The sequence below is a fragment of the Tunturibacter empetritectus genome (genome assembly GCF_040358985.1).
Lineage (GTDB): Bacteria > Acidobacteriota > Terriglobia > Terriglobales > Acidobacteriaceae > Edaphobacter > Edaphobacter empetritectus.
The window spans coordinates 90,995-114,910 of the sequence record NZ_CP132933.1 but is presented as its reverse complement, the minus strand read 5'-3'; the positions used below and the strand labels follow the sequence as shown (position 1 = coordinate 114,910).

General features: G+C 55.0%; 27 protein-coding genes and 1 pseudogene. 15 read left to right on the top strand and 13 right to left on the bottom strand.

All coding sequences use genetic code 11. The features are described 5' to 3' along the window. Positions 1 to 742, top strand: a pseudogene (locus RBB75_RS20990) (hypothetical protein); the annotation flags it as partial. Between the two features lie 24 nt (positions 743 to 766). On the opposite strand, the gene RBB75_RS20985 reads toward RBB75_RS20990, so the two are convergent. Genes RBB75_RS20985 through RBB75_RS20975 form a run of 3 tightly spaced genes read right to left on the bottom strand, consistent with a single transcriptional unit; the run spans position 767 to position 3,920 of the window. Continuing rightward, a complete protein-coding gene (locus RBB75_RS20985) occupies positions 767 to 1,762 on the bottom strand; it encodes a site-specific integrase (protein WP_353070535.1) in 996 nt (331 codons plus the stop codon). Further along, the gene (locus RBB75_RS20980; protein ID WP_353070534.1) at positions 1,759 to 2,685 is read right to left on the bottom strand and encodes a tyrosine-type recombinase/integrase; all 927 of its coding nucleotides are present in this window, start codon (positions 2,683 to 2,685) and stop codon (positions 1,759 to 1,761) included. The genes RBB75_RS20985 and RBB75_RS20980 overlap by 4 nt, the downstream gene beginning before the upstream one ends. Next, the gene (locus RBB75_RS20975; RefSeq protein WP_353070533.1) at positions 2,682 to 3,920 is read right to left on the bottom strand and encodes a site-specific integrase; all 1,239 of its coding nucleotides are present in this window, start codon (positions 3,918 to 3,920) and stop codon (positions 2,682 to 2,684) included. Before RBB75_RS20975 ends, RBB75_RS20980 begins: the two co-directional genes overlap by 4 nt. A 484-nt stretch (positions 3,921 to 4,404) precedes the next feature. Here RBB75_RS20975 and RBB75_RS20970 point away from each other — a divergent pair, with 484 nt between their 5' ends. Together RBB75_RS20970 and RBB75_RS20965 are read left to right on the top strand one after the other, a co-directional pair. Then, positions 4,405 to 5,814 carry an arylsulfatase gene (locus RBB75_RS20970; RefSeq protein ID WP_353070532.1) on the top strand — a complete coding sequence of 470 codons (1,410 nt, stop codon included), beginning with the start codon at positions 4,405 to 4,407 and terminating at the stop codon, positions 5,812 to 5,814. Positions 5,815 to 6,130: 316 nt separating this feature from the next. Continuing rightward, a complete protein-coding gene (locus tag RBB75_RS20965; protein WP_353070531.1) occupies positions 6,131 to 6,262 on the top strand; it encodes a hypothetical protein in 132 nt (43 codons plus the stop codon). Between the two features lie 219 nt (positions 6,263 to 6,481). Here RBB75_RS20965 and RBB75_RS20960 read toward each other — a convergent pair whose 3' ends face one another. Further along, the gene (locus RBB75_RS20960; RefSeq protein WP_353070530.1) at positions 6,482 to 6,871 is read right to left on the bottom strand and encodes an ArsR/SmtB family transcription factor; all 390 of its coding nucleotides are present in this window, start codon (positions 6,869 to 6,871) and stop codon (positions 6,482 to 6,484) included. A gap of 75 nt (positions 6,872 to 6,946) precedes the next feature. Between RBB75_RS20960 and RBB75_RS20955 the strand changes: the two genes are divergently transcribed. Further along, on the top strand, positions 6,947 to 7,804 hold the full coding sequence (locus tag RBB75_RS20955) for an arsenite methyltransferase (RefSeq protein WP_353070529.1): 858 nt from the start codon (positions 6,947 to 6,949) through the stop codon (positions 7,802 to 7,804). Between the two features lie 126 nt (positions 7,805 to 7,930). Here RBB75_RS20955 and arsB read toward each other — a convergent pair whose 3' ends face one another. Together arsB and RBB75_RS20945 are read right to left on the bottom strand one after the other, a co-directional pair. Then, positions 7,931 to 9,052 (bottom strand): ACR3 family arsenite efflux transporter, encoded by a 1,122-nt coding sequence (arsB, locus tag RBB75_RS20950; protein WP_353070528.1) that lies wholly within the window; start codon positions 9,050 to 9,052, stop codon positions 7,931 to 7,933. A gap of 2 nt (positions 9,053 to 9,054) precedes the next feature. Continuing rightward, on the bottom strand, positions 9,055 to 9,435 hold the full coding sequence (locus RBB75_RS20945; protein ID WP_353070527.1) for an ArsR/SmtB family transcription factor: 381 nt from the start codon (positions 9,433 to 9,435) through the stop codon (positions 9,055 to 9,057). On the opposite strand from RBB75_RS20945, the gene RBB75_RS20940 reads away from it, so the two are divergent. The 5 genes from RBB75_RS20940 to arsJ are packed head-to-tail and all read left to right on the top strand — an operon-like array spanning position 9,434 to position 13,781. Next, positions 9,434 to 9,607 (top strand): hypothetical protein, encoded by a 174-nt coding sequence (locus RBB75_RS20940; protein ID WP_353070526.1) that lies wholly within the window; start codon positions 9,434 to 9,436, stop codon positions 9,605 to 9,607. The genes RBB75_RS20945 and RBB75_RS20940 overlap by 2 nt on opposite strands. Positions 9,608 to 9,634: 27 nt before the next feature. Continuing rightward, positions 9,635 to 10,123, top strand: a complete 489-nt coding sequence (locus RBB75_RS20935; RefSeq protein WP_353070525.1) for an arsenate reductase ArsC — start codon at positions 9,635 to 9,637, stop codon at positions 10,121 to 10,123. 10 nt (positions 10,124 to 10,133) lie between these two features. After that, positions 10,134 to 11,507 (top strand): FAD-dependent oxidoreductase, encoded by a 1,374-nt coding sequence (locus tag RBB75_RS20930; RefSeq protein ID WP_353070524.1) that lies wholly within the window; start codon positions 10,134 to 10,136, stop codon positions 11,505 to 11,507. A gap of 8 nt (positions 11,508 to 11,515) precedes the next feature. Then, on the top strand, positions 11,516 to 12,532 hold the full coding sequence (locus RBB75_RS20925; protein ID WP_353070523.1) for an ArsJ-associated glyceraldehyde-3-phosphate dehydrogenase: 1,017 nt from the start codon (positions 11,516 to 11,518) through the stop codon (positions 12,530 to 12,532). 13 nt (positions 12,533 to 12,545) lie between these two features. Next, positions 12,546 to 13,781, top strand: coding sequence for an organoarsenical effux MFS transporter ArsJ (arsJ, locus tag RBB75_RS20920; protein ID WP_353070521.1), 1,236 nt, complete (start codon positions 12,546 to 12,548; stop codon positions 13,779 to 13,781). A 9-nt stretch (positions 13,782 to 13,790) separates the two neighbouring features. On the opposite strand, the gene RBB75_RS20915 is transcribed toward arsJ, so the two are convergent. From RBB75_RS20915 to RBB75_RS20900, 4 genes are all read right to left on the bottom strand, one after another. Continuing rightward, on the bottom strand, positions 13,791 to 14,192 hold the full coding sequence (locus RBB75_RS20915; protein WP_353070520.1) for an ArsR/SmtB family transcription factor: 402 nt from the start codon (positions 14,190 to 14,192) through the stop codon (positions 13,791 to 13,793). Positions 14,193 to 14,241: 49 nt separating this feature from the next. Further along, on the bottom strand, positions 14,242 to 15,282 hold the full coding sequence (pstS, locus tag RBB75_RS20910; protein ID WP_353070539.1) for a phosphate ABC transporter substrate-binding protein PstS: 1,041 nt from the start codon (positions 15,280 to 15,282) through the stop codon (positions 14,242 to 14,244). A 358-nt stretch (positions 15,283 to 15,640) separates the two neighbouring features. Beyond that, on the bottom strand, positions 15,641 to 16,978 hold the full coding sequence (locus RBB75_RS20905; protein WP_353070519.1) for a DNA polymerase Y family protein: 1,338 nt from the start codon (positions 16,976 to 16,978) through the stop codon (positions 15,641 to 15,643). A 3-nt stretch (positions 16,979 to 16,981) separates the two neighbouring features. Next, complete coding sequence (locus RBB75_RS20900) at positions 16,982 to 17,179, bottom strand: hypothetical protein (RefSeq protein WP_353070518.1); 198 nt, start codon at positions 17,177 to 17,179, stop codon at positions 16,982 to 16,984. Positions 17,180 to 17,884: 705 nt separating this feature from the next. Here RBB75_RS20900 and RBB75_RS20895 point away from each other — a divergent pair. The 4 genes from RBB75_RS20895 (at position 17,885) to RBB75_RS20880 (ending at position 20,712) form a co-directional block, all read left to right on the top strand. Continuing rightward, complete coding sequence (locus RBB75_RS20895) at positions 17,885 to 18,676, top strand: hypothetical protein (protein WP_353070517.1); 792 nt, start codon at positions 17,885 to 17,887, stop codon at positions 18,674 to 18,676. Between the two features lies 1 nt (position 18,677). Further along, positions 18,678 to 19,277, top strand: coding sequence for a hypothetical protein (locus tag RBB75_RS20890; RefSeq protein ID WP_353070516.1), 600 nt, complete (start codon positions 18,678 to 18,680; stop codon positions 19,275 to 19,277). 30 nt (positions 19,278 to 19,307) lie between these two features. Further along, the gene (locus RBB75_RS20885; protein WP_353070515.1) at positions 19,308 to 20,099 is read left to right on the top strand and encodes a prolipoprotein diacylglyceryl transferase; all 792 of its coding nucleotides are present in this window, start codon (positions 19,308 to 19,310) and stop codon (positions 20,097 to 20,099) included. A 232-nt stretch (positions 20,100 to 20,331) separates the two neighbouring features. Then, positions 20,332 to 20,712, top strand: coding sequence for a hypothetical protein (locus RBB75_RS20880; RefSeq protein WP_353070514.1), 381 nt, complete (start codon positions 20,332 to 20,334; stop codon positions 20,710 to 20,712). A gap of 131 nt (positions 20,713 to 20,843) precedes the next feature. Here the strand turns inward: RBB75_RS20880 and RBB75_RS20875 are convergent, their stop codons facing one another. The 3 genes from RBB75_RS20875 to RBB75_RS20865 form a co-directional block, all read right to left on the bottom strand. Beyond that, the gene (locus RBB75_RS20875; protein WP_353070513.1) at positions 20,844 to 21,062 is read right to left on the bottom strand and encodes a hypothetical protein; all 219 of its coding nucleotides are present in this window, start codon (positions 21,060 to 21,062) and stop codon (positions 20,844 to 20,846) included. Positions 21,063 to 21,369: 307 nt separating this feature from the next. Further along, positions 21,370 to 21,714 (bottom strand): hypothetical protein, encoded by a 345-nt coding sequence (locus RBB75_RS20870; protein ID WP_353070512.1) that lies wholly within the window; start codon positions 21,712 to 21,714, stop codon positions 21,370 to 21,372. A 73-nt stretch (positions 21,715 to 21,787) separates the two neighbouring features. Further along, positions 21,788 to 22,087, bottom strand: coding sequence for a hypothetical protein (locus tag RBB75_RS20865; protein WP_353070511.1), 300 nt, complete (start codon positions 22,085 to 22,087; stop codon positions 21,788 to 21,790). 132 nt (positions 22,088 to 22,219) lie between these two features. Here RBB75_RS20865 and RBB75_RS20860 point away from each other — a divergent pair, with 132 nt between their 5' ends. Together RBB75_RS20860 and RBB75_RS20855 are read left to right on the top strand one after the other, a co-directional pair. Then, the gene (locus tag RBB75_RS20860) at positions 22,220 to 23,065 is read left to right on the top strand and encodes a phospholipase D family protein (protein WP_353070510.1); all 846 of its coding nucleotides are present in this window, start codon (positions 22,220 to 22,222) and stop codon (positions 23,063 to 23,065) included. A gap of 23 nt (positions 23,066 to 23,088) precedes the next feature. Beyond that, positions 23,089 to 23,475 carry a hypothetical protein gene (locus RBB75_RS20855; RefSeq protein WP_353070509.1) on the top strand — a complete coding sequence of 129 codons (387 nt, stop codon included), beginning with the start codon at positions 23,089 to 23,091 and terminating at the stop codon, positions 23,473 to 23,475. Positions 23,476 to 23,916 lie beyond the last annotated feature (441 nt).

Genomic DNA, 23,916 nt, shown 5'->3' with positions numbered 1-23,916 from the left:
CCTTCCCGCCGACACTGTGCTCGATGGTGAGTTGGTGGCCCTGGGGCGTGACGGAATGCCAAACTTCAATCTTCTGCAAAACTTTCGTTCAGCGGAGTCGCACATAACCTACTACGCCTTCGATGTGTTGACGCACAAAGGTCGCGACCTAACCCAGGTACCACTTTCTGAACGCCGCGCACTGCTACAGACGGTGCTGATGCCAAGCGATCACGTTGCCCTGTCAGAGGTCTCGGATCGGACCGCAACGGAGATGCTCAAGTTCATAAAGACCCACGGTCTTGAGGGTGTGGTCGCCAAGCGCAGCGATAGCGTCTATCAGCCTGGACTTCGCACTGGACTATGGACCAAGCACCGTATCAATCTCGGGCAGGAATTCGTAATTGGTGGTTACACGCCTGGGACACATGGATTCGATGCTTTAATTGTGGGCTTTTACCGGGGCAGGGAACTCATCTACGCCGCGCGTGTTCGTGCAGGTCTTGTGCCGGCGACACGGCGGTCGGTGTTCGAGAAGATTAAGCACCTCAAAGCGGCGAAGTGCCCCTTCGCAAATCTTCCGGAACTCTCGGATGGCCGTTGGGGGGCCGGCCTTACCGCTGAGAAGATGAAGGAATGCGTTTGGCTGCTATGCCGTATCCGGCATAGCAGCCACAATGTCGAATGCCGGACTATGCCGCATGCATTGTGGGCATACCATTTCGGAGGCAGTTTGATGGGCATCTGCACCGGATGGTCCTGATTTTTCGCGGCATAGTCCGTTCCTTTAAAGGTCTCGCAGAAATGACAGCAACTGATCGTCTGGCTTGAACCGTCCGACTCTGGCGTTCAAAGGCGACGTCTTCTTAAGGGCGTCTTCCTTCAACGCAAGATTCGCGTCAAGATAGATTTGCGTCGTTTCAACTGACTCATGTCCCAGCCAGAGGGCGATCACCGAGCGATCCACACCCGCCTGCAATAGTTCCATCGCGGTGGTGTGGCGCAACACGTGAGGGCTCACCCGCTTCTTTCGCAGCGTCGGGCAGGATATCGCCGCAGATGTGGCGTACTTTGCAACCAAGTATTGAACGCTGTCATGGCTCAATTGCCCACCGAGAGTGCTGGGGAAAAGGAATTTGGTTTCGTCCATCCCCTGTTCGCGCACCCATGCCCTGAGAGCCTGTACCGTCGTCCGAGTAAGCGGAGTGCAGCGCTGCTTTCGCCCTTTACCTTCGCAACGGACGTGGGCACCGCGACCCAAGTAGATGTCACCCTGTCGGAGTCCGATGAGTTCCGAGACCCGAAGTCCTGTCTGAATGGCGAACAGCAACAAGCCGCGATCTCGTCTACCAAGCCAAGTCGTTTGATCCGGCGCGGCCACGAGAGCCTCAATCTCAGGTCTCGTCAAGAAATCCACCAATCGGCTGGATTGCCGTTTTGGTGGGATCGCGAGTACGCGCTGGATTCCTGCCGAGTGCTCTGGGCACTCCATCGCCGTATAGCGAAAGAAGGACCTGATCGCGGTGAGCCGAAGATTTCGGCTGCGCGAGCTGTTGGCTCGAGCTTTCTCTAGGTTGTCAAGGAACGCGCCAATGAGCTTCGTATTCAGATCCGTCATTGCGAGTTTGGATGGCGACTTCCCCAACTCCTTCTGAGCAAATTGCAGCAGCAGGCGGAAGGTGTCCCGATACGATGCCACTGTGTGAGGACTGACTCGCCGTTGAGCAATCAGCCTGTCTGTGAAGAATGTCTCAAGCAATGCCGCGAAATTCGCCGAACTCATTGTGACCTCCCCCATCGTGTTTCGAGCCGCTCACAAGCGGCGCCCAGCAACTCTGGCGTGGACGTTAGGTACCAGTAGGTGTTTGCAATGTGGCTGTGCCCGAGGAAGGTTGAAAGAATCGGCAGATTACGCTCGACATCTGCACCGTTGCGGTACCAGGCGAGTAGCGTCTGGACAGCGAACGTGTGACGTAGATCATGCATCCTGGGAGGAATTCCATTGCGGGTTTTCTCCAGTCCCGCCACCCGACGGATCTCGCGGAAGCTTTCATGGGGACTGCTGATTGGCCCGCGACTCTCGCTAATAAAGAACCTAGGCGCCTCGACTTTATTGAGAAATGCATCCCTACGAGCCTTATACGCGACCAGTGATTTTACCGTCGTGGAATGAAGCGGAACAACGCGCGACTTGCCGAACTTGCTTTCACGGATCGTTATCAATCCTTCGGCCAAGTCCACGTCGCTGTTTGCGAGCCGTACCGCTTCGCCGCTGCGCATGCCGGTTGTGGCGAGTAATCCGATCAGATGGTAATACGTGTGACAGCGGAGTTTGTGCGGTGAAAACAGCTTGCGTGCCGCTGCCATCAGCCGGCCGATCTCTTCCCGCGTATAGATGTACGGCCGGAGAGCGATGGCCGGCCGGCGCATTGTGCCTGTTGGTGGAATTTCCGTTTGAGCATCCATCGAGCTCACGTATGTGGCAAAGGATCGAATGAAGCTCAGCCTTTCAAAGCAGCTGTGTTTATGGCCTTTCGAAGACTCCATTGCCCAGGCGATCGCTAGTTTGGTCGTGACATGGTCGGTGCGCCTTGCTTCGAGAAAAGTGATAAATTCGCTCAGCCGCCGTTCGTGTTTGCGCAGTCTAAATCCAAGAGCGTGGCGGAGGTCGATGTATTCCCGCAGATTTCTTCTCAGATCTCTCATCGTGCACCTCCTGGCCACGGTTGAGCGAGGTTTCGCAACGCGCGAAAGTCCACCTTGGCGTAGATCCGTGTTGTATCTGCCTTGCGGTGACGCAACACTTCACCGATTTCCTGCAAAGATGCTCCCCGTCCGAGCATCTCAGTCGCCAGCGTATGGCGGAACAGGTAGCCGCCTTTCCGTTCAGAAACGATGCCAGCTTTTTTCAGAGCACGCGTTACCGTCTTCACGATTGCGCAGCCCGTGGATATGCCCGTGATCGGAGCGCGTTGAGTGACGAATAATCGTCGTGTTGAGCAGCGTGGCCGATCATGCTGCAGATAGACGGCAAGGGCTTCGCCAACATCGGACGGCAGCGGCAACTTGGACCACCGTCCACCCTTCCCCCGGATTGTGATTTGGCCAGATTCCCACTCGATATCTTCAAGTTCTAAGCGGACGACCTCGCAGGTGCGGAGCCCCAGCCTGGCGAGGAGCATTAAGATTGCATAATCTCGGCGTCCTCGCGGAGTGCTCTGGTCGGTGCGCCGCAGGATTTTCTCCACGCTGTCAGCTGGCAGGAATTTCGGCACCGTTGAGAACGAATAATCTGGGACGCGAGGAACGCAGCCAGCGAGATCCGTATCGATCTCGCCGCGATGCCGGAGGTATCTGAAAAAGCCACGGAGGGCTGTAACCACGTTTTTGGCCTGTACCGAACCAAGTTCCGTCGCCTGCCTTCGAACGAAGGTTGTGATGTGCTCCGGCTTCAGCGCTGCAAAATCGAAATGGTCCCGCGGATACTTCTCCACCAGAAAACGGCCCACGAACAGCAGCATATTGCGGACTGACCCCTGGGCAAGTCCTCGCTCGTCGAGCAGGTAACATCGGTACTTCTCAAGCAGTGTCTCCCGCGCCGTCGGAACGGCTTTGGTCGTGCAACGCGGCGTGATGCGCTGCTCGCGCAAGAGCTCGAGTAGCCGGACCAATGAGCACACATCTTCAGCCCGTACGTGCTTCCGACGCCTGAGCCAGCGGCAATAGCGCTCGATGAGCTTTTCATCGAGTTGCTCTGCACTGATGCCCTTCCGCTCCAGCCAACGGTTGAAATGCCCGACGAGCCGGAGCTGGATTCGGCTGTGGACGTGAGAAAAGCCGTCGGCTGCCAAGTGATCGGCGAGCAGATCGATGTGCCCTGCCAATGGGCCCTGCCGTAACGCATGGATGGTGCATGAACGTGTAAAGAATGTCTCTACCATGTCTTCTCCTCCTCATGAATGATCGCTGGAGAGGAGTCTGACTGTATCGCAAGTGAGCTGGGCCGCCGGCTCGGATGTGACGTCGGCCAGATCAACCTTGGCGAATAGACGCGCGTGGATTACTTCCGTGTCGCCGACAAACCACCCCGAACACGAACCAATGGCTCCTCGATGAGCGCATTGGTCTGTTGTCGCCACTTGACACTCGGTTTCCTGCCTGACTGTAACTCGGGAGCGCTCCCACGAAGTCCAGAGGATTTCCGTGCAGACTGACAGTTTTGCTAGTGGCTATTCCTGAAGCGTTCTCTAAGAATTTAAGAGGCGCTCAGAATCCATCGATGTTAGACGAATGAGTTTTTCCCGCTGCGAGCCGAGCTAGTTTTTGCTTTAGATATCCAAGGCAGGCTGTCCGTCCTTGAAAGTGCGCTTGACAGCTGATCTCAGGGTTAGTTGGACAAGTACAAAGGAAACTTAAAGGAGTGATATGAAGGCGATCGCAAAGAATGTCCAAACCAAGCCCAACATCGTCATCATGCTGGCCGACAACGTTGGCTACAACGACCTGGGTGCCTACGGCGCGGGGGAAGTCCGGGGCATGCCGACGCCACGCATCGACCAGTTCGCGAGTGAGGGTTTGCGACTCACGCAGTTCTTGGTGGAACCCGCATGCACGCCGGCCCGCGCGGCGCTGTTGACCGGCCGCTATTCGCAGCGCGCGGGTCTTGGCACCATCATCCTCGGTGGCACGCCCAATACCCTCCAATCGAACGAAGTGACTTTGGCCAAACTGTTCAAGAGCGAGGGCTACCACACCGGCATGGTCGGCAAGTGGCATCTAGGAGCGAGCGAGGTTAGCTGGCCGACGCGCCAGGGCTTCGACGAGTATCACGTAGGCGTGATCGAGACAACCGACGGCACCCTATATCGCGGCCTGATGACGCGCGCCGGATTGCCAGAATCGGCCATAGCTGCGGTGGAGCCCGGCATCTGGGAATCCGATGCGACGGGCAAACTGACGAAGGCCCGGCCTTACACCCCGGAATACCGTCGGCAGGTCGAGGGCGACATTGCCAAGGCCTCCGTGGATTACATCACCCGCCAGGCTAAGGAGAAGGAGCCGTTCCTCCTCTACGTCGGCTTTACACACACCCACTACCCCTCTGTCGTCCCTCCCGAGTTCACCGGAAAGTCGCGCATCGGTCCTTATGGCGATGCGGTGATGGAACTCGACTACCGCACCGGCCAGGTGTTGGACGCCATTAAGGCCGCCGGCATCGAGGACAACACCATCGTGATCTGGCTTTCGGACAATGGTTCCACCCCGACGGGGGCGCCGGCCGAGTTCCGCGGCGGTTCAAACCTCCCGTTCCGGGGCGAACTGGGCAGTGCTCTGGAGGGGTCGCTGCGCGTGCCGTGCATGGTCAGGTGGCCGGGGAAGATCGCGCCCCGCGCGCGCAATGAGATGGTTTCCATCCACGACTTCTTCCCGACGCTGGCGAAGATCATCGGCGCGAAGGTCCCAGACGACCGGCCCATCGACGGTGTGGACCAGAGCGGGTTCTTCATGGGTAAGCAGCCTAACTCCAACCGCGATAGCTTGCTCACGTTCATAGGCGAAGAGCTCGTGGCGGTGCGCTGGCACGAGTTCCGGCTCTATCCCAAGCAGTTCGTGAGTTCCAACATGAATATGCAGGGTCTTGGCGGTTTCCGTGAAGAAGGGAATGGCTTTCCCGCGATTTTCAACATCGAGGCGGACCCGCGCGAGGAAGTAAATATCCTCGCCACGCACGGCTGGGTGATCAACCAGTACTTGCGCTTGATCGGGCAATACCAGAAGTCACTGGAGAAATATCCCAACCCCAAAGCGGTCAATCTGACGGAGTTTGACGAGTGATTACCATAAAGCAGCGTAACTCCAGGATGATCGAGCCTCAGAGTTAGAGACGATGTGCGTGTCTGAATCTCTGTGAGATCGATCGCCAACGCACTCAGCGAACAGCGCGGACACAAGACTTTCCAGTCTCACCACTATTCGGGCCGTGATGGGCGCCTGAACTCGGTCCTCTGATAGCTGATTTGCCCTCTCCAGTGGAATGGCAATCGGTGTTTCCGTGCAGGAAAACTCAGACTAATTATGCCGAACAAAGTCGCGCTCAATGCAGTAAGGGCAACTCTGGCAGCAGCCATGCGGCATAGTCCTGCATTCGACATTGTGGCTGAAGCCCGAGGCCGTAGCTCAAATAGGATTTCTGGAGTGGACCGGTGCCGACCATCTGAGACACACCAAATTCGTTGCGCTTCGCGATGACAAAGAGGCTAAAAAGGTCGTCAGGGAAACTTAGGTGGACGTTGAGCGGTGGATCATTTTGAAATAACAATCGGTGACGAACCATGACACGCCCGCGATCCTCGATGAGTACCTTGGCGATTTAGCGCTCATCGAAAGGCCGTAACGAGTCGATTGGCAGCAATCACTTTGCCGAAAAACGGCTATTCGGACAATTGACTACCGGGTGATCCGTCGGCCCGCTATAGTTCTAAGCCGAACTTGAGCCGACTAATCAGACTTGCGCAGGTATCGGAGCTCCCTGAAGCGTGATAAATCGCTGAGGCTCACAACACGCCCTGTCCAACCTCGCAAGGTCAGACTGCATTTCTTTATCTGTCTTTAGTGACTGCAACGCGGCGTCAAGAATTGAAGCGGCTTTAGGATCGTTCGGCCGCTCAATTCGATAATGCATCCATTTGCCATCACGTCGTGCCTCTACAATTCCTGCGCGGCGGAGATACGCAAGATGACGGGATATCTTTGGCTGTCCTTGCTTCAAAATCTCGACAAAATAGCAAACGCAGACCTCTCGCCCGTCCATGAGATTGAGTAGTCTCAAACGTGTCGGGTCTGCGAGTGCTGCGAACAGGGTGACTAGATCGAATTTAGCGGTTCGTGCCATTGGGATAGTATACGCCTTGACAGATATGTCCTTTGCATCATATATTCGTTTGGGCGCATACGAGGACGCCTAACAATGTCAAATCAAACCGAGATTAGCAATAAATACGGTGCTATCGCCAGAAGCGTTACAGACTCCGGCGCGACCGCGTGCTGCGATCCTGCAATGCGCTGCTGCGATCCAATTACCAAAAACCTGTACGGCGATTCTGAGAAAGACGGCCTGCCAGAAAAGGCGCTGCTTGCGTCTCTGGGATGCGGAAATCCCACGGCGCTGACCGAACTGAAACCGGGTGAGATCGTGCTTGATTTAGGCTCGGGCGGTGGTATTGACGTGCTCTTGTCAGCGAAGCGTGTAGGCCCAACGGGCAAGGCCTACGGCCTCGATATGACAGATGACATGCTGGCCCTTGCGCGTGAGAATCAACGCCAGGCCGGTGCCACGAATGTAGAGTTCCTTAAGGGCGAGATCGAGAACATCCCTCTTCCGGATAACTCTGTCGATGTCATCATCTCCAATTGCGTGATCAACCTCTCGGCAGACAAATCGCGTGTGCTTAAAGAAGCCTTTCGCGTGCTTCGTCCCGGGGGTCGCTTCGCCGTATCTGACGTTGTCGTGCGCGGCGAGGTGCCCGACGCTGTACGCAAGAGCATGTTGCTTTGGGTGGGCTGCATTGCCGGAGCGTTGGAGGAGTCAGACTACAAGGCAAAGCTACTAGCCGCTGGATTCGAGTCTCCGGAGCTCGAGCCGACCCGCGTGTATGACATCGAAGATGCTCGCGTCTTTCTCACGGAGGCCGGTATAGCCGTCGATGAGATTGCACCTCAGGTCGAAGGCAAATTCCTAAGCGCGTTCATTCGGGCTACGAAGCCTACGGCATCTTGTTGCGCGCCTGGATGCTGCACGACCGAAGCGGTCGCTGGGAAAGCTTGACGTGAGACGCCACCCAGAAGTGCGGGGTGGCCCAAGTCTGGGCACCCCGTACTCCAAATTGGTAATGGCAAACGTGCTTTTAACAATCGACGAGGTGGTCACCTGGCGACATAAAGGTCGATTAGCCTACGGGGCATCCTCAACGGAATACACTTGAAATCCTTCCAACTCTGAGCTAAAAAATCGCCGCCTCATCCAGAACGCCACATTGACTAGCCCGATCAGTGCCGGAACCTCGATCAACGGACCCACGACCCCAACGAACGCCTCTCCAGAACTCAATCCGAAGACGGCAACGGCGACTGCGATCGCCAGTTCAAAGTTATTACCGGCTGCAGTGAAGGACAGTGTTGCTGACTGGGCATAGTTTGCCCCTAGCTTTTTCCCCATCCAAAAACTCACAAGGAACATGATGATGAAGTAGATGACCAGCGGGACGGCGATCTTTACGACATCGAGCGGGAGCCGCACTATGAGATCGCCTTTGAGCGAGAACATGACGAGGATAGTAAAGAGCAGGGCGATGAGCGTGAGCGGGCTGATCCGAGGAATAAAACGTGTGCGGTACCATTCCTCGCCTTTGACTCGGATGAGAACGAGGCGCGTGAGAAAGCCGGCAACGAAGGGAACGCCGAGGTAAAGGCCGACGCTCTTCGCAATCTGACCGATTCCAATCTGGACGATACTTCCTTCGAGACCTAGCCACTTCGGAAGCACTGTGAGGAAAGCCCAGGCATAAAGGCTGTAGAAAAGCACCTGAAAGACGCTGTTGAGGGCGACGAGACCGGCCACGTAGTCCGTATCTCCCTCGGCCAGTTCGTTCCACACCAAAACCATCGCAATGCACCGTGCGATGCCAATCAGGATGAGGCCCCGCATATAGGCGGGCTCGCCACGAAGGAAGGCAATGGCGAGCAAAAACATCAGCACTGGCCCGATGAGCCAGTTCTGCACCAGAGACAGGCCAAGCACCCGCTTATTGCGAAAGACCTCTCCCAATTTTTCGTACCGTACCTTCGCCAAAGGCGGGAACATCATGATGATGAGTCCGATGGCAATCGGGATATTGGTTGTTCCCGTCTGGAAACGGTTGACGAAAGCTGCGGAATCGGGGATAAAGTGGCCCAACGCCACTCCAATCGCCATTGCAAGGAAGATCCAAAGCGTCAAGAACCGATCGAGGAATGTCAGCTTCTTACGTGCGGCTGGAGCACAAACCTGACCCTGTGTGCGGGGAGCGTTAGACATGGCTATCGGCCCTCAAGTGTGACGGGTAACGGATGCGGCGCGCCTTGCAGTGAGGAGAACTTCTCTGGGGTGCAGCAAACTTTGGAGAAGCGCGAGCGATCCGATTGCATGGAACGCTCTTCTTTCAACCAGTCTAGTGTCTGGCGTAGTACATGAGATGCCCCGATGTTCGGGGGCATCACGATCCGATAGTGCATCCATTTTCCGTCGCGCCGGGCTTCAACGATCCCGGCACGTCGAAGATAGGCAAGATGCCGAGATATCTTTGGCTGACCCTGCTCCAAAATCTCAACAAAGTAGCAGACACAAATCTCCTGATCGCCCATCAAGTTGAGCAGCCGCAGCCGGGTCTTGTCCCCCAGCGCCTGGAAGAAGCGCTCCATGTCAAACGAAGATGATTTTCCCGCCATTACTTACTTATACGCATTGACGAATGTAAGCGCAATGGATATAGTCGGCATGGCTGCAGGTTTTTCCGGACGCATTCATGGCAAGACAGTTGTTGAATCGGTCAGATCAAAGGTCTACGCCATCAAGCCGAACGTAAGCGCCTAACCCTCCGAACGATCAAAGGACGATTCCATGCCGCATTACAACGTATTGTTTCTCTGCACCGGCAACTCTGCCCGGTCAATCATGGCCGAAGCAATCATGCGCCGCAAGGGCGGAGCGTACTTCACTGTCTTCAGTGCTGGCAGCCATCCTGCAGGATTTGTGCGCCCAGAAGCCATCCATCAAATTGAAAGAGCCGGATTGAGTGCTGCAGACCTTCGCAGCAAATCTTGGGACGAGTTTTCGGGACCCGATTCACCCCCTCTGCATTTTGTATTTACGGTGTGCGACAGTGCTGCCAGCGAAGTCTGCCCGCTGTGGCCTGGTCAACCGATGACCGCGCATTGGGGTATCCCCGACCCGGCCGCGGTGAAAGGCACCCCAGAAGAGGTTGATCGCGCGTACTCGCAGGCATTCTCCACGCTGGACCGACGGATTAGCCTATTCCTCTGCTTGCCGATCGATACCCTCGGCAAATTTGCGCTCCAGAAGGAAATCGACAACATCGGAAAGAACTGAGGACCTCCCCATGCAGTTACTCATCATTGGCGGCAGCGATGCCGGGATCAGTGCGGCTCTTCGCGCTCGCGAGGTCAATCCCAATGCAGAAGTAACGGTGTTGCTGGCAGACGACTTCCCGAATTACAGCATCTGTGGGTTGCCGTTCTATCTCAGCGGAGAAACGCCGGACTGGCATAGTTTGGCTCATCGAACAGAGTTCGATGGCATAACGGTCCGTCGAGGGCATCGGGCTATTCGAATTAACCCATCAGGGCGGACGGTAGATGTTTATTCCGATGCTGCGGGGAATTGCTCCTTCCCTTATGACAAGTTGCTCATCGGAACCGGAGCCGGTCCAGTGCGCCCTCGCGTCGAGGGTTTGGAGCTTTTCGGTGTATTTCCGCTCCACACGATGAGGGACAGCTTCGCCGTTCACACTTATCTTGAAACAAATAAGCCACGCCGTGCCGTGATTGTCGGAGCCGGATACATTGGACTGGAGATGGCGGACGCCCTCACCCATCGGGGAATCGAAGTGACTATCGCAAGCCGCACCCCAACCGTGCTCGCCACGGTTGACCGGGAATTCGGGGAAATAGTCGGGGCTGAATTGCAACGGCACGGAGTCAGAGTTGCTGTTGACGTGGAAGTGCATCGAATCGAGCGGATCGGCGACCACTTCCGTGTCTCCGGAAGCAACGACTTCGAGGAAGAGTGCGAGATGGTGCTGATCGCCGTTGGTGTGAAGCCGAATTCCACTCTCGGTGTTGAAGCCGGATTGAAAGCAGGGAGCAAAGGGGCGCTTCTCACAAATCGAAAGATGGAAAGCGAAGTTCCCAATATCTACGTCGCAGGTGACTGTGGCGAGACGTGGCACCGTCTCCTCAATCGCTACACCTATCTCCCATTAGGTACGACCGCCCATAAGCAGGGCCGGACTGCGGGAGAAAACGCCGTAGGGGGAGATCGCGTGTTTGCCGGCTCGCTTGGAACGCAAGTCGTTAAGATTTTTGATCTCGTGATAGCTCGCACGGGACTGCGACACGATGAAGCCTTGAGGGAGGCATTCGATCCGTTTACTGCGGAAAGCAAAATGAACGACCACAAGGCATACTACCCCGGGGCTTCCCCCGTAACCATCCGGGTGACTGGCGACATCGTTACTGGCAGGCTTCTCGGAGCCCAAATGCTTGGTCATTGGGGGGCAGAGATATCGAAGCGCCTCGATATTTTTGCAACTGCATTGTTCCATGAGATGCAAGTTGAAGAACTATCCGATCTTGACCTCAGCTACACGCCTCCACTGAGCAGTCCGTGGGACCCCGTCCAGATGGCTGGTCATCACTGGTGCAATACCCTAGAAGAGAACGTAGTGGAGTCAGACGCTACAGCGAAACGGTGAGGAGCAACATGAAACGCGTCGGAATCAATGGGTTTGGACGGATTGGAAGACTGGCGCTTCGCGCCGCGTGGGGACGCGACGATCTTTCGTTCGTCCACGTCAACGAGATCAAAGGCGGTCCGAACACCGCTGCCTATCTGGTGGAGTTCGATAGCGTGCACGGAAGATGGCAAAAGCAGATCGAACCGGCAGACAACAGTTTTTCTATCGAGGGCCAAAGGATCGCCTTCACGGACGCTCCAAAGCCCGGGGACGTTCCCTGGGAGGACTCTGAGGTGGACGTGGTCCTCGAATGTAGCGGAAAGATGCTCACCCGCGAAAGTCTGATGCCGTATTTCGATCGCGGCGTCAAAAAAGTGGTCGTAGCGGCGCCGGTAAAGCAGGACGTTCTCAATCTCGTGATGGGAGTCAATGACCATCTCTACGACCCGAAGGTCCACGACATTGTCACCGCGGCCTCGTGCACCACCAACTGCCTCGCGCCAGTGGTAAAGGTGATCCATGAGAGTCTCGGGGTACGCCACGGTATTATCACGACCATCCACGATGTAACGAACACGCAGGCAATGGTGGACGCGCCGCACAAGGATCTTCGCCGCGCACGCTCGGCGTTGATGTCTCTCGTGCCGACCACAACCGGCTCGGCTACCGCGATCACGCTCATCTACCCGGAATTGAAGGGGAAGTTGAATGGCTTGGCTGTGCGTGTTCCGCTTCTCAACGCGTCGCTTACCGACTGCGTCTTCGAGGTAGAACGGCCCACGACGGTTGAGGAAGTGAACGCCCTATTGAAGACTGCGGCAGAAGGTGAGCTTGCCGGTATCCTCGGGTACGAGGCGAGGCCACTGGTCTCCGTTGACTTTCTGAATGACCCACGTTCTTCGATTATCGATGCGCTTTCAACGATGGTGGTCGACGGCACCCAGGTCAAGATTTTGGCGTGGTACGACAACGAATGGGGATATGCGAACCGGATGGTAGAGCTTGCCGCAAAGATAGCCGCATCGCTCCCGGTTTCGGCATGAAGGAATTGAGATCGTGAACAGCATTCGCAGCTACGCCCTCGTCACGGGCGCTTACTGGGGCTTTACGCTCACGGACGGCGCACTTCGGATGCTCGTCGTCCTGCACTTTTACAGGCTTGGATATAGCGGCATCGCAATTGCGTTTCTATTTCTCTTTTATGAGTTCTTCGGTATTGTTACAAATCTGCTGGGGGGATGGATTGCTTCACGGTCCGGTCTGAAGACGACCCTATACGGTGGCCTCATCCTTCAGATTGTGGCATTGCTAATGCTTGCCCTCTTACAGCCGGGATGGGCTCATGGCTTATCAGTCGTATATGTCATGGCCGCGCAGGCGCTCTCCGGGATCGCCAAGGACTTGACTAAGATGAGCGCCAAGAGCGCGATCAAAGTTGTTGTCCCAGACGGTGCCGATGGGACGCTCTTCAAATGGGTTTCCCGTCTGACGGGGTCGAAGAACGCTCTCAAAGGTGCCGGATTCTTCGTCGGCGGTGTTCTCCTTTCAACCCTTGGCTTCGTTGGAGCGTTGGTGGCGATGGCAGTGGGCCTGCTCCTCGTCCTGCTCGGCACGGTCTTCTCCTTGCCGTCCGAGATTGGGCGTTCCAAAAAGAAAGTGAAATTTACAGCTCTGTTCTCGAAGAGCGCAGCCATCAACTGTCTTTCTGCAGCAAGACTTTTTCTGTTCGGAGCTCGTGATGTCTGGTTCGTCGTCGGACTGCCTGTATTTCTTTCGCAGCTGGGTTGGACGTTTACCGGGGTGGGAGGCTTCGTAGCCCTTTGGTTCATCGGTTACGGCATCATTCAGGCCTTTGTGCCGGACATTCTCCGTACCCTTGGGCGGGAGAAGGTCGATGGGCCGGCAGCGCAACACTGGGCCTTCATCCTGTTGGCTGTGCCTCTGGGTTTGCTTGCCGCGCTTCGAGCCGGCCTGAATCCGAGCGCCTCCCTCATGGTGGGCCTTGCAGTTTTTGCCGTGGTATTCGCGATCAATTCCGCCGTCCATTCCTATCTGGTGCTGGCATACACGGACGAAGACAGCGTTGCGCTCAATGTGGGCTTTTACTACATGGCGAACGCTGGCGGCAGACTGGTTGGCACTTTGCTCTCCGGGCTCATCTTCCAACGGGCGGGGTTCAGTGGGTGTCTTTGGGGTTCAGCAGTGATGATTTTTTTTGCAGCTATAATCTCGCTCAAACTGCCGAGGGGAAATCCGATTCAACTTGGCGCTGTTGTCGACGGGGGCGAGTAGCCTTCCCGATCAGTGGGCACTTTGCGCCTTTACCTTTGACTTGGCAGAACCAGTCTTGGCCTTGGACTCACTGACCGAACACGCCCCATTCTTGATTGCAGACACCAGCTTCTTGCGATCTTTTTCGAGCAGGGGGTTGTCTCCAAAGATGGACTCAAGGAACTTGAAAAGACCGTCCATCCCGGGATCTTCATTTCCCACCAGTCGGTAATACACCCGATTCGCGACTCGGCGATCCGTAACGAGCCCCGCGTTCTTGAGATAGCTTAGGTGCCGAGAGACGTTGGACTGGGAAGCCCCGAGGACGTGTTGAACGTCGCATCCGCAAAGCTCCCCTTGAAAGAGGAGGTTGAGAATGCGGAGACGGTTCTCGTCAGCCAGACCCTTGAAGTATGAAGCTGGATTATCCATCGGTCGCCTGACTACGAGCATAGCGGAATGTCGCACTTAGCGCCGGTAATCACTTCGTTGGCTTGCCGCTTTCCGTCAACTGAGTCAGTAGCGCTTCACCCTGCTGCTGCACTTGCGGCGGAAGCTTCGTGTAGGAGAGTTGTTCGGCCACATCCTGCCCTGTCGAAAGCGAATATCCGAGGAAATCTCGCAACGCTTGTTGTTCCCCTCTCCCATGCGTATTGTCTTTCGGGATCAGAATGAACGACAATCCGCTTATCGGATAAGCTCCCTTGGCGGTTGCGGGTGGATCGACGATTGGTGTTCGCAGGTCGTTCGCGAGTTCGCTCGTGAAGGCGTTTACCGCGAGAAAGGCACTTTTCGGGCTGGGCGTAACATACTCGCCAGCCCTGTTTTGGATTGCAGCGACCGCTACGCTCTCTTGCTTCGCATAGCTGAGCTCGGTGTAGCCGATCGTTCCCGGGGTATGTTTGACTGTGTTGATGACCACGCTGCTTCCATCCCCCCCAATGCCCGACTGCCACTGCACGGAGAGTCCGTTGCCGAACTTGCTGAGCCATTCGGGGCTGACTTTGCTGAGATAGTTGGTGAAGATCGCTGTTGTACCACTTCCATCAGAACGATGGACAACGACTATCGCGGCGTGGGGCAGCTTGATTCCTGGATTCTCTCTGGCAATTGCCGGGTCCTCCCAGCTGATGATGTTACCGGCAAAGATCCCTGCAAGGGTCTTCCCGCTGAGTTTCAGCTGGGAGCCTAACCCCGGAACGTTATAGATGACACAAACGGGACCTGCAGTAACGGGAATCTGCACAATTTCGGGCATCCCTTTGAGGTCACCGTCGCTGAGTGGAGCGTCACTCGCTGCGAATGCTCCTACTCCTTCCCGTAGGTTCTTGATTCCACCACCGCTTCCGATTGGATGATAGTTAACATGAACCTTGTGGGTTTTCTCATAGTCGGCGCCCCACCGATTGATTAGCGGCGCGATGAAAGTACTTCCCGATGCGAAGAACGGTTGTACGTCCGTCGTCTGGTACTTAACCTCCTCCGGTTTGCCATCTTCCGAATAGTTGCAGCCAGTAACCAGGGCGATGGGTTAGTGAAGCCAACACCGCCAGTGATGTCGCAATCCATTTCGATATCAGTGTCATATTTTGCCATCCTGTGTTCCGCCGCTTCGATGTTAAATTCGTCTATGCGCGTGGATGCATACACAATAGGCCATTGATTGTAAAAATGGAATGAATCTGGCGAATTCAGCCTGAGAAGTATCGCCGAGTCGTATTGTCTGCCTACGTCGAGCGCCCAAACAGTTTCCGATGACTACGAAGTCGAATGTCCGGATAGTCGCCTTTCCGGACAAGTGCCCCTTGGCTCAACTGTTGCCAACAGGCCGAGTCACTCATTGAGAAATTCATTGGTGTTCCGCTACAGGCAGAAGGCATTCAAATTGACCCACCAGACGTTGACGTTTTCGGCTGCACTCTGGGGAGATCTGATGCTCGGATACCGCGTGGACCCCTCGGCGTGCGCAATTTATCGGCGGTGTCGTCGAACTCCTCCAGCGGCGGCGGTGGGCCGAAAGGAATACGGGTCGGTGCTTCCTTGCGGACCTGATGAATGGAGCCGAGATACACAGTATTAAGGCCATAGCGGGCGTTGATGGTATCGAGGGCTGTGACTACACGCTGTTTCGCATTCGGCTCGTTAAACGGATCAATGCCGAAGAGGTCCGGAGACGGAGCTAGATCAAGATGGGTAAGAGCTACAGATAGGTCTGAGGGCGTGTAGGCGGGAACGCGCGGCCATACGGCAATTAGGTGCTCCTGGAGCGTGTATGGATCGTCGCATAGCTCGATGCGTACATTGCAGGAGAATGCGACATGATCATAAAAGCCAACCTGCAAGGAGAGGCCGCCGGCCCACAGATCATTGCGGCGCATCTTGCGAGCCGTGGAGTGTAGTAGTTTGAGCGCCACGGCGCGGGCCTTATCCGGGGTTCGGCAGTCTGGAGGCAAGATGTGCTGACGGCTAAGAGTTTGTAGTGGACGTGCTGGAGGTTCAAGAAAATCCTCACCACGCAGCCAGAGCCACAATCGGTCTCCTAAGACGCCTCCCCATATCGTGTGCATCCGCTCGCGTGTGAGGGCGCAGAGTTGGCGCATGGTGGTTATGCCTTCGGCAAGAATGCGTTGCTCCATGCGCTCGCCGATGCCGGGAATGTCGGCCAGTTCGAGGCTGTAGAGCGCCTGTGGCAGGTAGCGCCGCTCGAAGATCATAAGGCCGTCCGGTTTCTGCATGTCCCCGGCGATCTTGGCGAGTAGGCGGTTGGGTGCGAGGCCAACGGAACAACGCAGCGTGATGCCGACCGCGCGGAGCTCACGCTTGATCTCGTAAGCTATCGCGGTGGCGCGTAACAACGTGCGCTCGCGGCCGAGGAGCTGGCAGGCGAATTCGTCGCAGGACATGACCTGCTGGATGGGTATACAGCGCTCAATCGCGGCGGCAATGCGGTGGTGGTATTCGACGTATAGGCGCGGGCGAGCCTCGACCAGGATGATGTGTGGGCAGAGTAGCTTGGCGTCCGCAACACTGAAGCCGGTTTTGACGCCATAAGCCTTGGCCTGGTAGCTGACGGCGATACAACAGCCCGTCTGAGCTTCAATACGAATGGGCACGATGGCGATGGGCTGGCCACGCAGTTCGGGGCAAAGTTCCTGCTCGATCGAGGCGAAATAGGAGTTGAGATCGACAAACAGCCAATTGATCGCAGAATCGACCATTTTCTACCTCGCCAGCCGTGCATACTGTTCCGGCGTCAGCAGGAGATCGACATTGCCACGCCCAGCCATGATGGCGTGTTCGACGGCCTGCTTTGAAGCGAGGTCGCGGAACCCGTTGCCGCGGCGAATCATCTCGACCATGTTGTCGGGATTTGTGAAGGTACGCGGGGGCGCGGCCTTAGTGCGGAGGTCCTCTTCCATGAACGTGCAATGCCATCGGTCGCGAAGAACGAAGGACATATGGATACGGCGAAGCTTAGGAGCCGGTGCGCGTTGGGCTGCGCAGGAATCGCAGGCTCGTTCGCCAGGTGGTTGCCAGAGCGTAGCGTCAAGATAGCGCCCGCAAAAGCAGCAGATCTTTCCTGCCAGCCGCATCCGAGTTGTAGAACTGCGCTCGCCGCCCATGCCTAACGATAAGCGAAGAAAAGGCGAAATACATCCACAAATGCTATACTATTGATAGCAAAGCACTTACGTCCGATAATGCAGCTTATGTATAGTGCTGGAATTAGCGAATTTGCGATTGCGAAAGTTTATCCGATTGCCTTTGAGCCACTGGCGGGAACCCAAATCAGTTTCCCCTAGAAGCGTCGGCGTGCAAATTCTAGCCTTAGACCCTGAATATTTTGCATAGAGCCCCATTTGTTCTGGCTAAATGAAGCAGAGCATCGTATATTCCGTGTGAAACGGCCCCCGCACTCATCACAGCTCCTACTGTCCATTCTGCCTATCACGGCGAGAGGAGAACACTTGAGACGTCTTATAGTCTTCGCAGTCTATTTGTGCGTATGTATGGGCGGCCCTTACCTTCGCGGGCAGAAGATCGACCAACCCTCGCCGGTGACGTTCCCATCGGTCTCATACGGCAGCCCTGGTGCCCCGCAGACGTCCGTATCGCAGCTAAAGTTGATTCGCACAGATCATGACGACAGAAAGATACACGTTACTGCCTTCAGCTTTTCCCTAAAAGAGTTCTCTACTACCGCTACAGCGCCCTTTGAGGTTGGGTACAACGCGACCGCGATCGTCCCGTTGAGCTTTACCCCGCATTCTGCGGGCCACTTCGACGGTACATTGACGATGAGCGTGTCCCACGGTCCAGATTTGGTTGTTTCGCTTAGCGGGGACGCGACCTGTGATCTGGGATCGTGTGAGCCAAAGGGTCCAACATGTCGAATCAACAAGAGTAATGAGAAGTGGCAGCAACTGGATGTGCCAGATTTCTTTGGGGTCGTCGCTCCAGCCATACGCGAACAAGGGACCTTGCATGAACGAGGAGCAGAGTACGACTTGCCGACAACCTTCATGCTAAAGATCACTGGTTTAAAGGACGTTGTCACAGTCAAGCCACCTGGTTCTTGTGACGATAATATTCATTTCACCAGGATTCCCCACTCGCATTTGAGGGATCGGTTCATCCGAACAGCGCACACAGAATCGATTGCCGAAGGCACGGTTGATGGATGGTTCATTCACCTTGAAATGCCGGCCGACATGGCCGGGATAACCGTGGTGGGCGGTGGCTTCTCAGAGTTTCATTTCGATCTCGGTAAGGAGCCGAAACTCGTTCTAAATTACAAAGGCGAGCCAATTTTCGACGGCAAGGTGCGCTGCATAAATTCAACTTTCAGCGGAGCGACATTGTGCCAAGTAGACACAGGTCCAGCGCGACCAAAGCTAAATCTCGAGGTGAAGTAACGTGGCTCACTTCCTTGCCTCCACTCGCTCCTACATGATGATGGCACTATTATCCCTTATTCTGCTGGTTGCGCCGGCCTGCGGGCCTCCACCGGCCCCTACACCTCCTGTCTCCGACGCGGTCTATGATCCTACGTTCACGATGGTGTACAACACAATTGCAAAGCGATATTCAGTGCACTTTGACGGCAAGCTCTCCTACCACTCAAATCAGACTAATTGTGTCGACGAGATTTTTACGTTTCTAAATCATCCGCTGCAGCCCGCCACCCTTGAGGTTTGGATCAGCGATACGGCTGGCGTCCAGCCTGGAGAGCGCTTTCAGTACAACCTTGTGTTCGATGGTGTGGGGGGCGGAACAGTGGAGAGTTTGCAACTCATTGCAGATAATCCGCTAGGCGCGACAAGTAAGGTTTTCGATTATAAGTATGTGATTCAAACAACTGCGGTAGGTACCAATCCTCCCTGGACCCATCCAAATTTTCCTGTCGAAGGGGACTATAGCATTGTCACAGAACGGGCGTTAACGGTTTCTCTGAAATTTACTTTACGAAAGACTGTTAATGGAGCGACCGGCCCGGCCTGCGGGTTGCCACGTTGAGCTGTTGAGTATCTTCTTGGATGAGCGCACATGTTCCCTAAACTGTTCGAAGTTGGACCGTGGACTCTCTATACATACGGCGTCTTTCTGTGGATTGCCACGGCTTCGGCGATCACAGTATCCGGTCTTCTGAATCATCGAGGTCTCCTAAACCGTCAAGCTTATTTTCATCTCGCGTTGTCGGCAGCCTTTGCAGGTGCAATTGGATCAAGGGCACTAGCGATCTTGATTAGTTTTGGGCACGGATCAGCGATCTCGTCAAATGATCTCCGAGCCGGTGGCTCCCTTTTGGGAGGGATTCTTGCAAGCTTCATCGCAACGCTTTGGTACGTCAAGAGCAACAATTTACAACTCCTTCCGGTTCTCGATCTGTTTGCGCCAGGTCTTTCATTAGGGCTCGCCATCGCCCGCCTCGGTTGCCTCGCCGCAGGATGTTGCTACGGCAAGCCTACCCAATATCGCTGGGGCATTACCTTCTCCAACCCCCTAGCGAAGCAGCTATCAGGAACTCCTTTAGGAATACCGTTAGTCCCAACGCAAATCATTGATGCGCTGGTTCAGACGTTCACCTTCTTCCTGCTACTGCATTTAACCTCTAACCGAAGGTTTAGCGGACAAGTCATAGCTGTGTTCCTACTCATTTGTGGGATTGATCGATGCCTTCTCGGATATCTCCGGGGCGACCTGAATGCGTCCTTTTTTACCCGCATACCCCTCGACACGAGCCAGTGCTTGGCAGCCGTATTATCCATCGTAGGTCTCAGCATCTGGATCTGGCAAAGCCAGAGAAACGGTCTGGTGGGCGCCGAGCAGGTCCGTTAACAGCACAAGAACTTGAGTTATCTTCGTAGTTTCTTTAGCCAACATATATAAGCCCAAGAATCGCCAACGATCAGGACAGCTCGTGAGGTTTTCAGCTTTATAAAAGCCAAGAGATGTCCGAGGTCTTCTCCTCCCAAATGCCCAAAAGGTCTCGATGTCAAAATCACTGGCCCACAAAACTGTCGTAGACCAGGTCTGTTACACTTCACGAACTCCCGAATAGAGGCGTGCAATGACAAAATTGCCAAGCAATGGGGATGATTACAAGCTATTTGTGGACGATCCCAGCAATGTCGGTATTGTCCGGAGCGTGAAAGAATGGAAAGCTCTGCTGGAAACTCCCAACAATCCCCTGAATACACTCAGCCCAGAGGTGATTCAAGCGTTTAGTGATTCATTGGTTTTCGAACCCGGAGGTCTCGCTCATGCGGAGTATGGCATGCTCGCCGATACGCTGACGTACCGGCAGTTCGAAGAGGTTTGGGCGTGCTTTGGCATATCGATGGCTTACTTCGGAGACGTGAAAGACTTCTACTGTAGAGCACCCAAACAGTGTGATTTCCGGACGGGCTCGGTTTGTACGATCTATTGCCAAGGTGGAAAATCTGAATGAAACGACACTCTTTCGAGTGCCTCAGCTGTCGACTTTTGTGACGGCGATTCTTTCGGTGCACAGGAATCCATTTGCTTCGTGCATTACCCGAAGACCAGATGCCATTGAACGCGCGGATTCCGCCACTTCGCTTAAAGCCTCCCGACCATATGCTGATTATCATCAGCTTCGATGAGATCGTTTTCCAGAGCCATAGTGAAAGGCTTCGTCGGGATGGCTTCCGGTGGAGAGGTTTCTCTGAACAGAGGCACGCTCTTAACTGCGGGGAAACTGGCCTTGAAGTCTAATGCGGTTTGTTCATGGCCGAGCGGGTGTTGTTCGCGCCACAATTCGAGCAGAAGCGGGGGCATCTGTGAAAGAACGACTCTTGTGCGACCCACTTTCGCATGACACCCAGGGCAAAGCGAAATCATAAGATGGAGTAAGGATTTTCCTGGTACGCGATGATGAACAACGATGGAGCGTTTGCGTCGCCCCGAAGTTCCGCAAACCCGGCAGCAATAGCCATCTCGCTCTAGGACCTGCTCTCGCAACCCACCAAAATATTCGTCGTCCTGCCGTTTCAAGGTGTAGCAGGTTGCACAAAGACCGAGCGCGAGGATTTTCTCGCGTCCGCATCGGCAATGGAGCGCCCGTTGTACTCCGGTCTTCGAAGAGTTAGTCTTCAATGCCCGCCAGCCCAACATTGATGTCCGCGGAGATCCAGCCTTCTTTCCAGGGTTGTGTACGGCCGTCATCGAACGGAACTCCATTCGCACGCGCATCGCCGCCGGCATCGAACAGCAGGCCCCATGTCTCAGCGTAATCGTCTTCCCCGCCATCGGCCAAGACGCGTTTGTGCCGATCCAATTCAAGAGCTTCCGTATCGGCGTCTTCCCAGCCACAACGCCAACAGTGATGTGCGATCTCTGAATCCGGTATCGAAGCTAAACGTGCCCGATAGCCGGCTGCGTATTCGATGGGCTCCCACTTTTCTAAAGCCGCGAGTCCTGGATGAATCATGCACAATCTCCACTTGCTCTAGTTAGATAAAGATAAACCCTTGTCGCGGCTTCTATACTCCTACCAAATCCACTTATTCAACATCGCGCCCGTTCATCAACCACTCACTTTCAGGTTTGCCCAATGCGTTGGCAGCGGCCCATTGAGCAAGATCCGTCAGTTTGTCAAAGCTGCGCTTTTTGCCAACGGGACTAGTGACCACAAATGAGCGGTCTCGCTCGCTTTCCGGCAAATTATGTTTCGTCACGAGCATCACAGCCCAGATACAAAGACATCGCGAGTTGCACAGGTACATCTCTCCTTCCCCATCCGTGACCGTGTAGGAGCTCGAAGGAACAGCGACCATATCGTAAGAGCAGATCTGTCTCTTCATAGAGAACCTGATGATTGAGCCTAAAACTCATACTATCGAACAACCTGGTGCATCGCGGGAGTCTGGCAAAGAAAGCACATTGACCTCTGACAATACCGTCCGTGCACTGGAAGGTGAGCGGATGGTGTTTCTATGTCTCGTCTCTTTTCGAACGGCCCGCTGAAGGACTTCGTTATCAACCCGTATGGGCAAATGGTCCAAGACTCAACACGACTATGGATTGCAGCTCCGTACGTTACCCAAACCCAAGAACTTGTGCAAGCTGCGAAGAAAGGCAAGACTGTCTACCTTCTTGTCGGCCTGAATTCCACCACGACCCCGGAGGCGCTTGCTTCCCTGCACGAGCTTCCCAACTGCGCCGTCCGATACTTCACTCATAGGTTTCACGCCAAGGTCTACCTTTTCGACCAGGAGGCTCTAGTGGGATCATCCAACCTCACCGATGGAGGGCTTCAATCGAACCGAGAAGCCACCATGTATATCGACGATACCGATGAGCTGGACGAGCTCCGTGCGCTCTACAGCGAGCTTTGGGATTCTGCTCACGTTCTAACCACGGAAACGCTAAGCAAATTCACCTTGGTTCGTAAGCTAATGCCGAAGGTTCCCCACCTGGATCCCCGGATTGAAAATGCTGTTGGACGGGCTGAACCGATCAACAGCAACGTAAACAGCCTCAAGAAGACCACGCAAAGCATTTTTCTTGAACAACTGCGTCGTGAGGTCTACGAGCAATACCGTCCGTCGTTCACTGAGGTCACCCGTCTCCTCGAAGCAAATCAATTCCGTCGCAAGGAACTGGAGGATGTGGGAACCGCTAACGAAACCAACCGCTTCCTGAACTGGGTGAGGTTGACCTATGCTCCTGGACTCGACTCTTGGGAGCAAGCGCCACTCCGATCCGAGGAAGAAAGGCGCACGAAGATCCTCCAGCTCGGCAAGGAATGGACCGAAACCGATCAGGACAAGATCCCGTAGATTACATTGACTGGCTACACAAGGTGAATAGTGTCTTTTCCTCGAAGAACGCGATTGCGGACGCCACCAAAGAGCAGTTCACCGAAGGGCTTCTCTCCCTCCATGCCTTTAGCGAACAGCTAAGATTTGTGAAGGGCGGCAGAGCGAACTTGCCGGCAGCTTTCTGGAGAGCAAACGGTGACAATCTTGGAAAAGCTAAGCGGACGACCACTTATTTTCTCCACGGCGAGGGAGATTTCATCCAACGGCTACACGATGTCCTCTATGAATCGACGTTCAAGCTCGGCCTCTTTGGGAATTTCTGCGCACTGGAGCTTTACGGCACAGTAAAGCCTGAGGAATGCCCTCCAATGAACGGTCGAATGGCCAAAGCTTTACGGTACCTTGGTTTTGATGTTCGTGCCGTGTAGCAACATCCAAATCACCCCGCCAAACGCTCTTTGAAAAGAGACTCCTCATTCGCGTAGGGCAACGTCTTCGAGTAAGCAGAGCGCCGCAGCGAGCTATATATGCGCGACTAGGTCCCTGACTTCGAGACTCGAAAAGAAAAAGGCACCAAGTCCGATCTAGAGAGCTACTCGTCCGGCGGAAGTTCTCTTCCTTGCGGAACCATGACCAGACTTCCTCATTCGCTTCGGCGATATGATCACAATCGACCCGTCCGCATTTTTCTTGAGCAAGTGCAATGACACGGCTTTCGCCACAACATCCCTCGGACCGATCTCGGATGGGAGCCGACCAGCATGCATCTCCCAAAATGAGGCGACGTTCGACAATAGGCTCTTGTACGAATCAAAACGCTTCGTGCTCAGTGTTTCGAAAATGGAAGTCGTCGTAAGCATGTTCACATC

Coding starts and splice junctions, on each gene's coding strand:
- RBB75_RS20985 (WP_353070535.1), bottom strand. CDS start 1,762: ATGAGTTCGGCGAATTTCGCGGCATTGCTTGAGACATTCTTCACAGAC.
- RBB75_RS20980 (WP_353070534.1), bottom strand. CDS start 2,685: ATGAGAGATCTGAGAAGAAATCTGCGGGAATACATCGACCTCCGCCAC.
- RBB75_RS20975 (WP_353070533.1), bottom strand. CDS start 3,920: ATGGTAGAGACATTCTTTACACGTTCATGCACCATCCATGCGTTACGG.
- RBB75_RS20970 (WP_353070532.1), top strand. CDS start 4,405: ATGAAGGCGATCGCAAAGAATGTCCAAACCAAGCCCAACATCGTCATC.
- RBB75_RS20960 (WP_353070530.1), bottom strand. CDS start 6,871: ATGGCACGAACCGCTAAATTCGATCTAGTCACCCTGTTCGCAGCACTC.
- RBB75_RS20955 (WP_353070529.1), top strand. CDS start 6,947: ATGTCAAATCAAACCGAGATTAGCAATAAATACGGTGCTATCGCCAGA.
- arsB (WP_353070528.1), bottom strand. CDS start 9,052: ATGTCTAACGCTCCCCGCACACAGGGTCAGGTTTGTGCTCCAGCCGCA.
- RBB75_RS20940 (WP_353070526.1), top strand. CDS start 9,434: ATGTCAAACGAAGATGATTTTCCCGCCATTACTTACTTATACGCATTG.
- RBB75_RS20945 (WP_353070527.1), bottom strand. CDS start 9,435: ATGGAGCGCTTCTTCCAGGCGCTGGGGGACAAGACCCGGCTGCGGCTG.
- RBB75_RS20935 (WP_353070525.1), top strand. CDS start 9,635: ATGCCGCATTACAACGTATTGTTTCTCTGCACCGGCAACTCTGCCCGG.
- RBB75_RS20930 (WP_353070524.1), top strand. CDS start 10,134: ATGCAGTTACTCATCATTGGCGGCAGCGATGCCGGGATCAGTGCGGCT.
- RBB75_RS20925 (WP_353070523.1), top strand. CDS start 11,516: ATGAAACGCGTCGGAATCAATGGGTTTGGACGGATTGGAAGACTGGCG.
- RBB75_RS20915 (WP_353070520.1), bottom strand. CDS start 14,192: ATGGATAATCCAGCTTCATACTTCAAGGGTCTGGCTGACGAGAACCGT.
- RBB75_RS20905 (WP_353070519.1), bottom strand. CDS start 16,978: ATGGTCGATTCTGCGATCAATTGGCTGTTTGTCGATCTCAACTCCTAT.
- RBB75_RS20900 (WP_353070518.1), bottom strand. CDS start 17,179: ATGGAAGAGGACCTCCGCACTAAGGCCGCGCCCCCGCGTACCTTCACA.
- RBB75_RS20885 (WP_353070515.1), top strand. CDS start 19,308: ATGTTCCCTAAACTGTTCGAAGTTGGACCGTGGACTCTCTATACATAC.
- RBB75_RS20880 (WP_353070514.1), top strand. CDS start 20,332: ATGACAAAATTGCCAAGCAATGGGGATGATTACAAGCTATTTGTGGAC.
- RBB75_RS20875 (WP_353070513.1), bottom strand. CDS start 21,062: ATGCCCCCGCTTCTGCTCGAATTGTGGCGCGAACAACACCCGCTCGGC.
- RBB75_RS20870 (WP_353070512.1), bottom strand. CDS start 21,714: ATGATTCATCCAGGACTCGCGGCTTTAGAAAAGTGGGAGCCCATCGAA.
- RBB75_RS20865 (WP_353070511.1), bottom strand. CDS start 22,087: ATGAAGAGACAGATCTGCTCTTACGATATGGTCGCTGTTCCTTCGAGC.
- RBB75_RS20860 (WP_353070510.1), top strand. CDS start 22,220: ATGTCTCGTCTCTTTTCGAACGGCCCGCTGAAGGACTTCGTTATCAAC.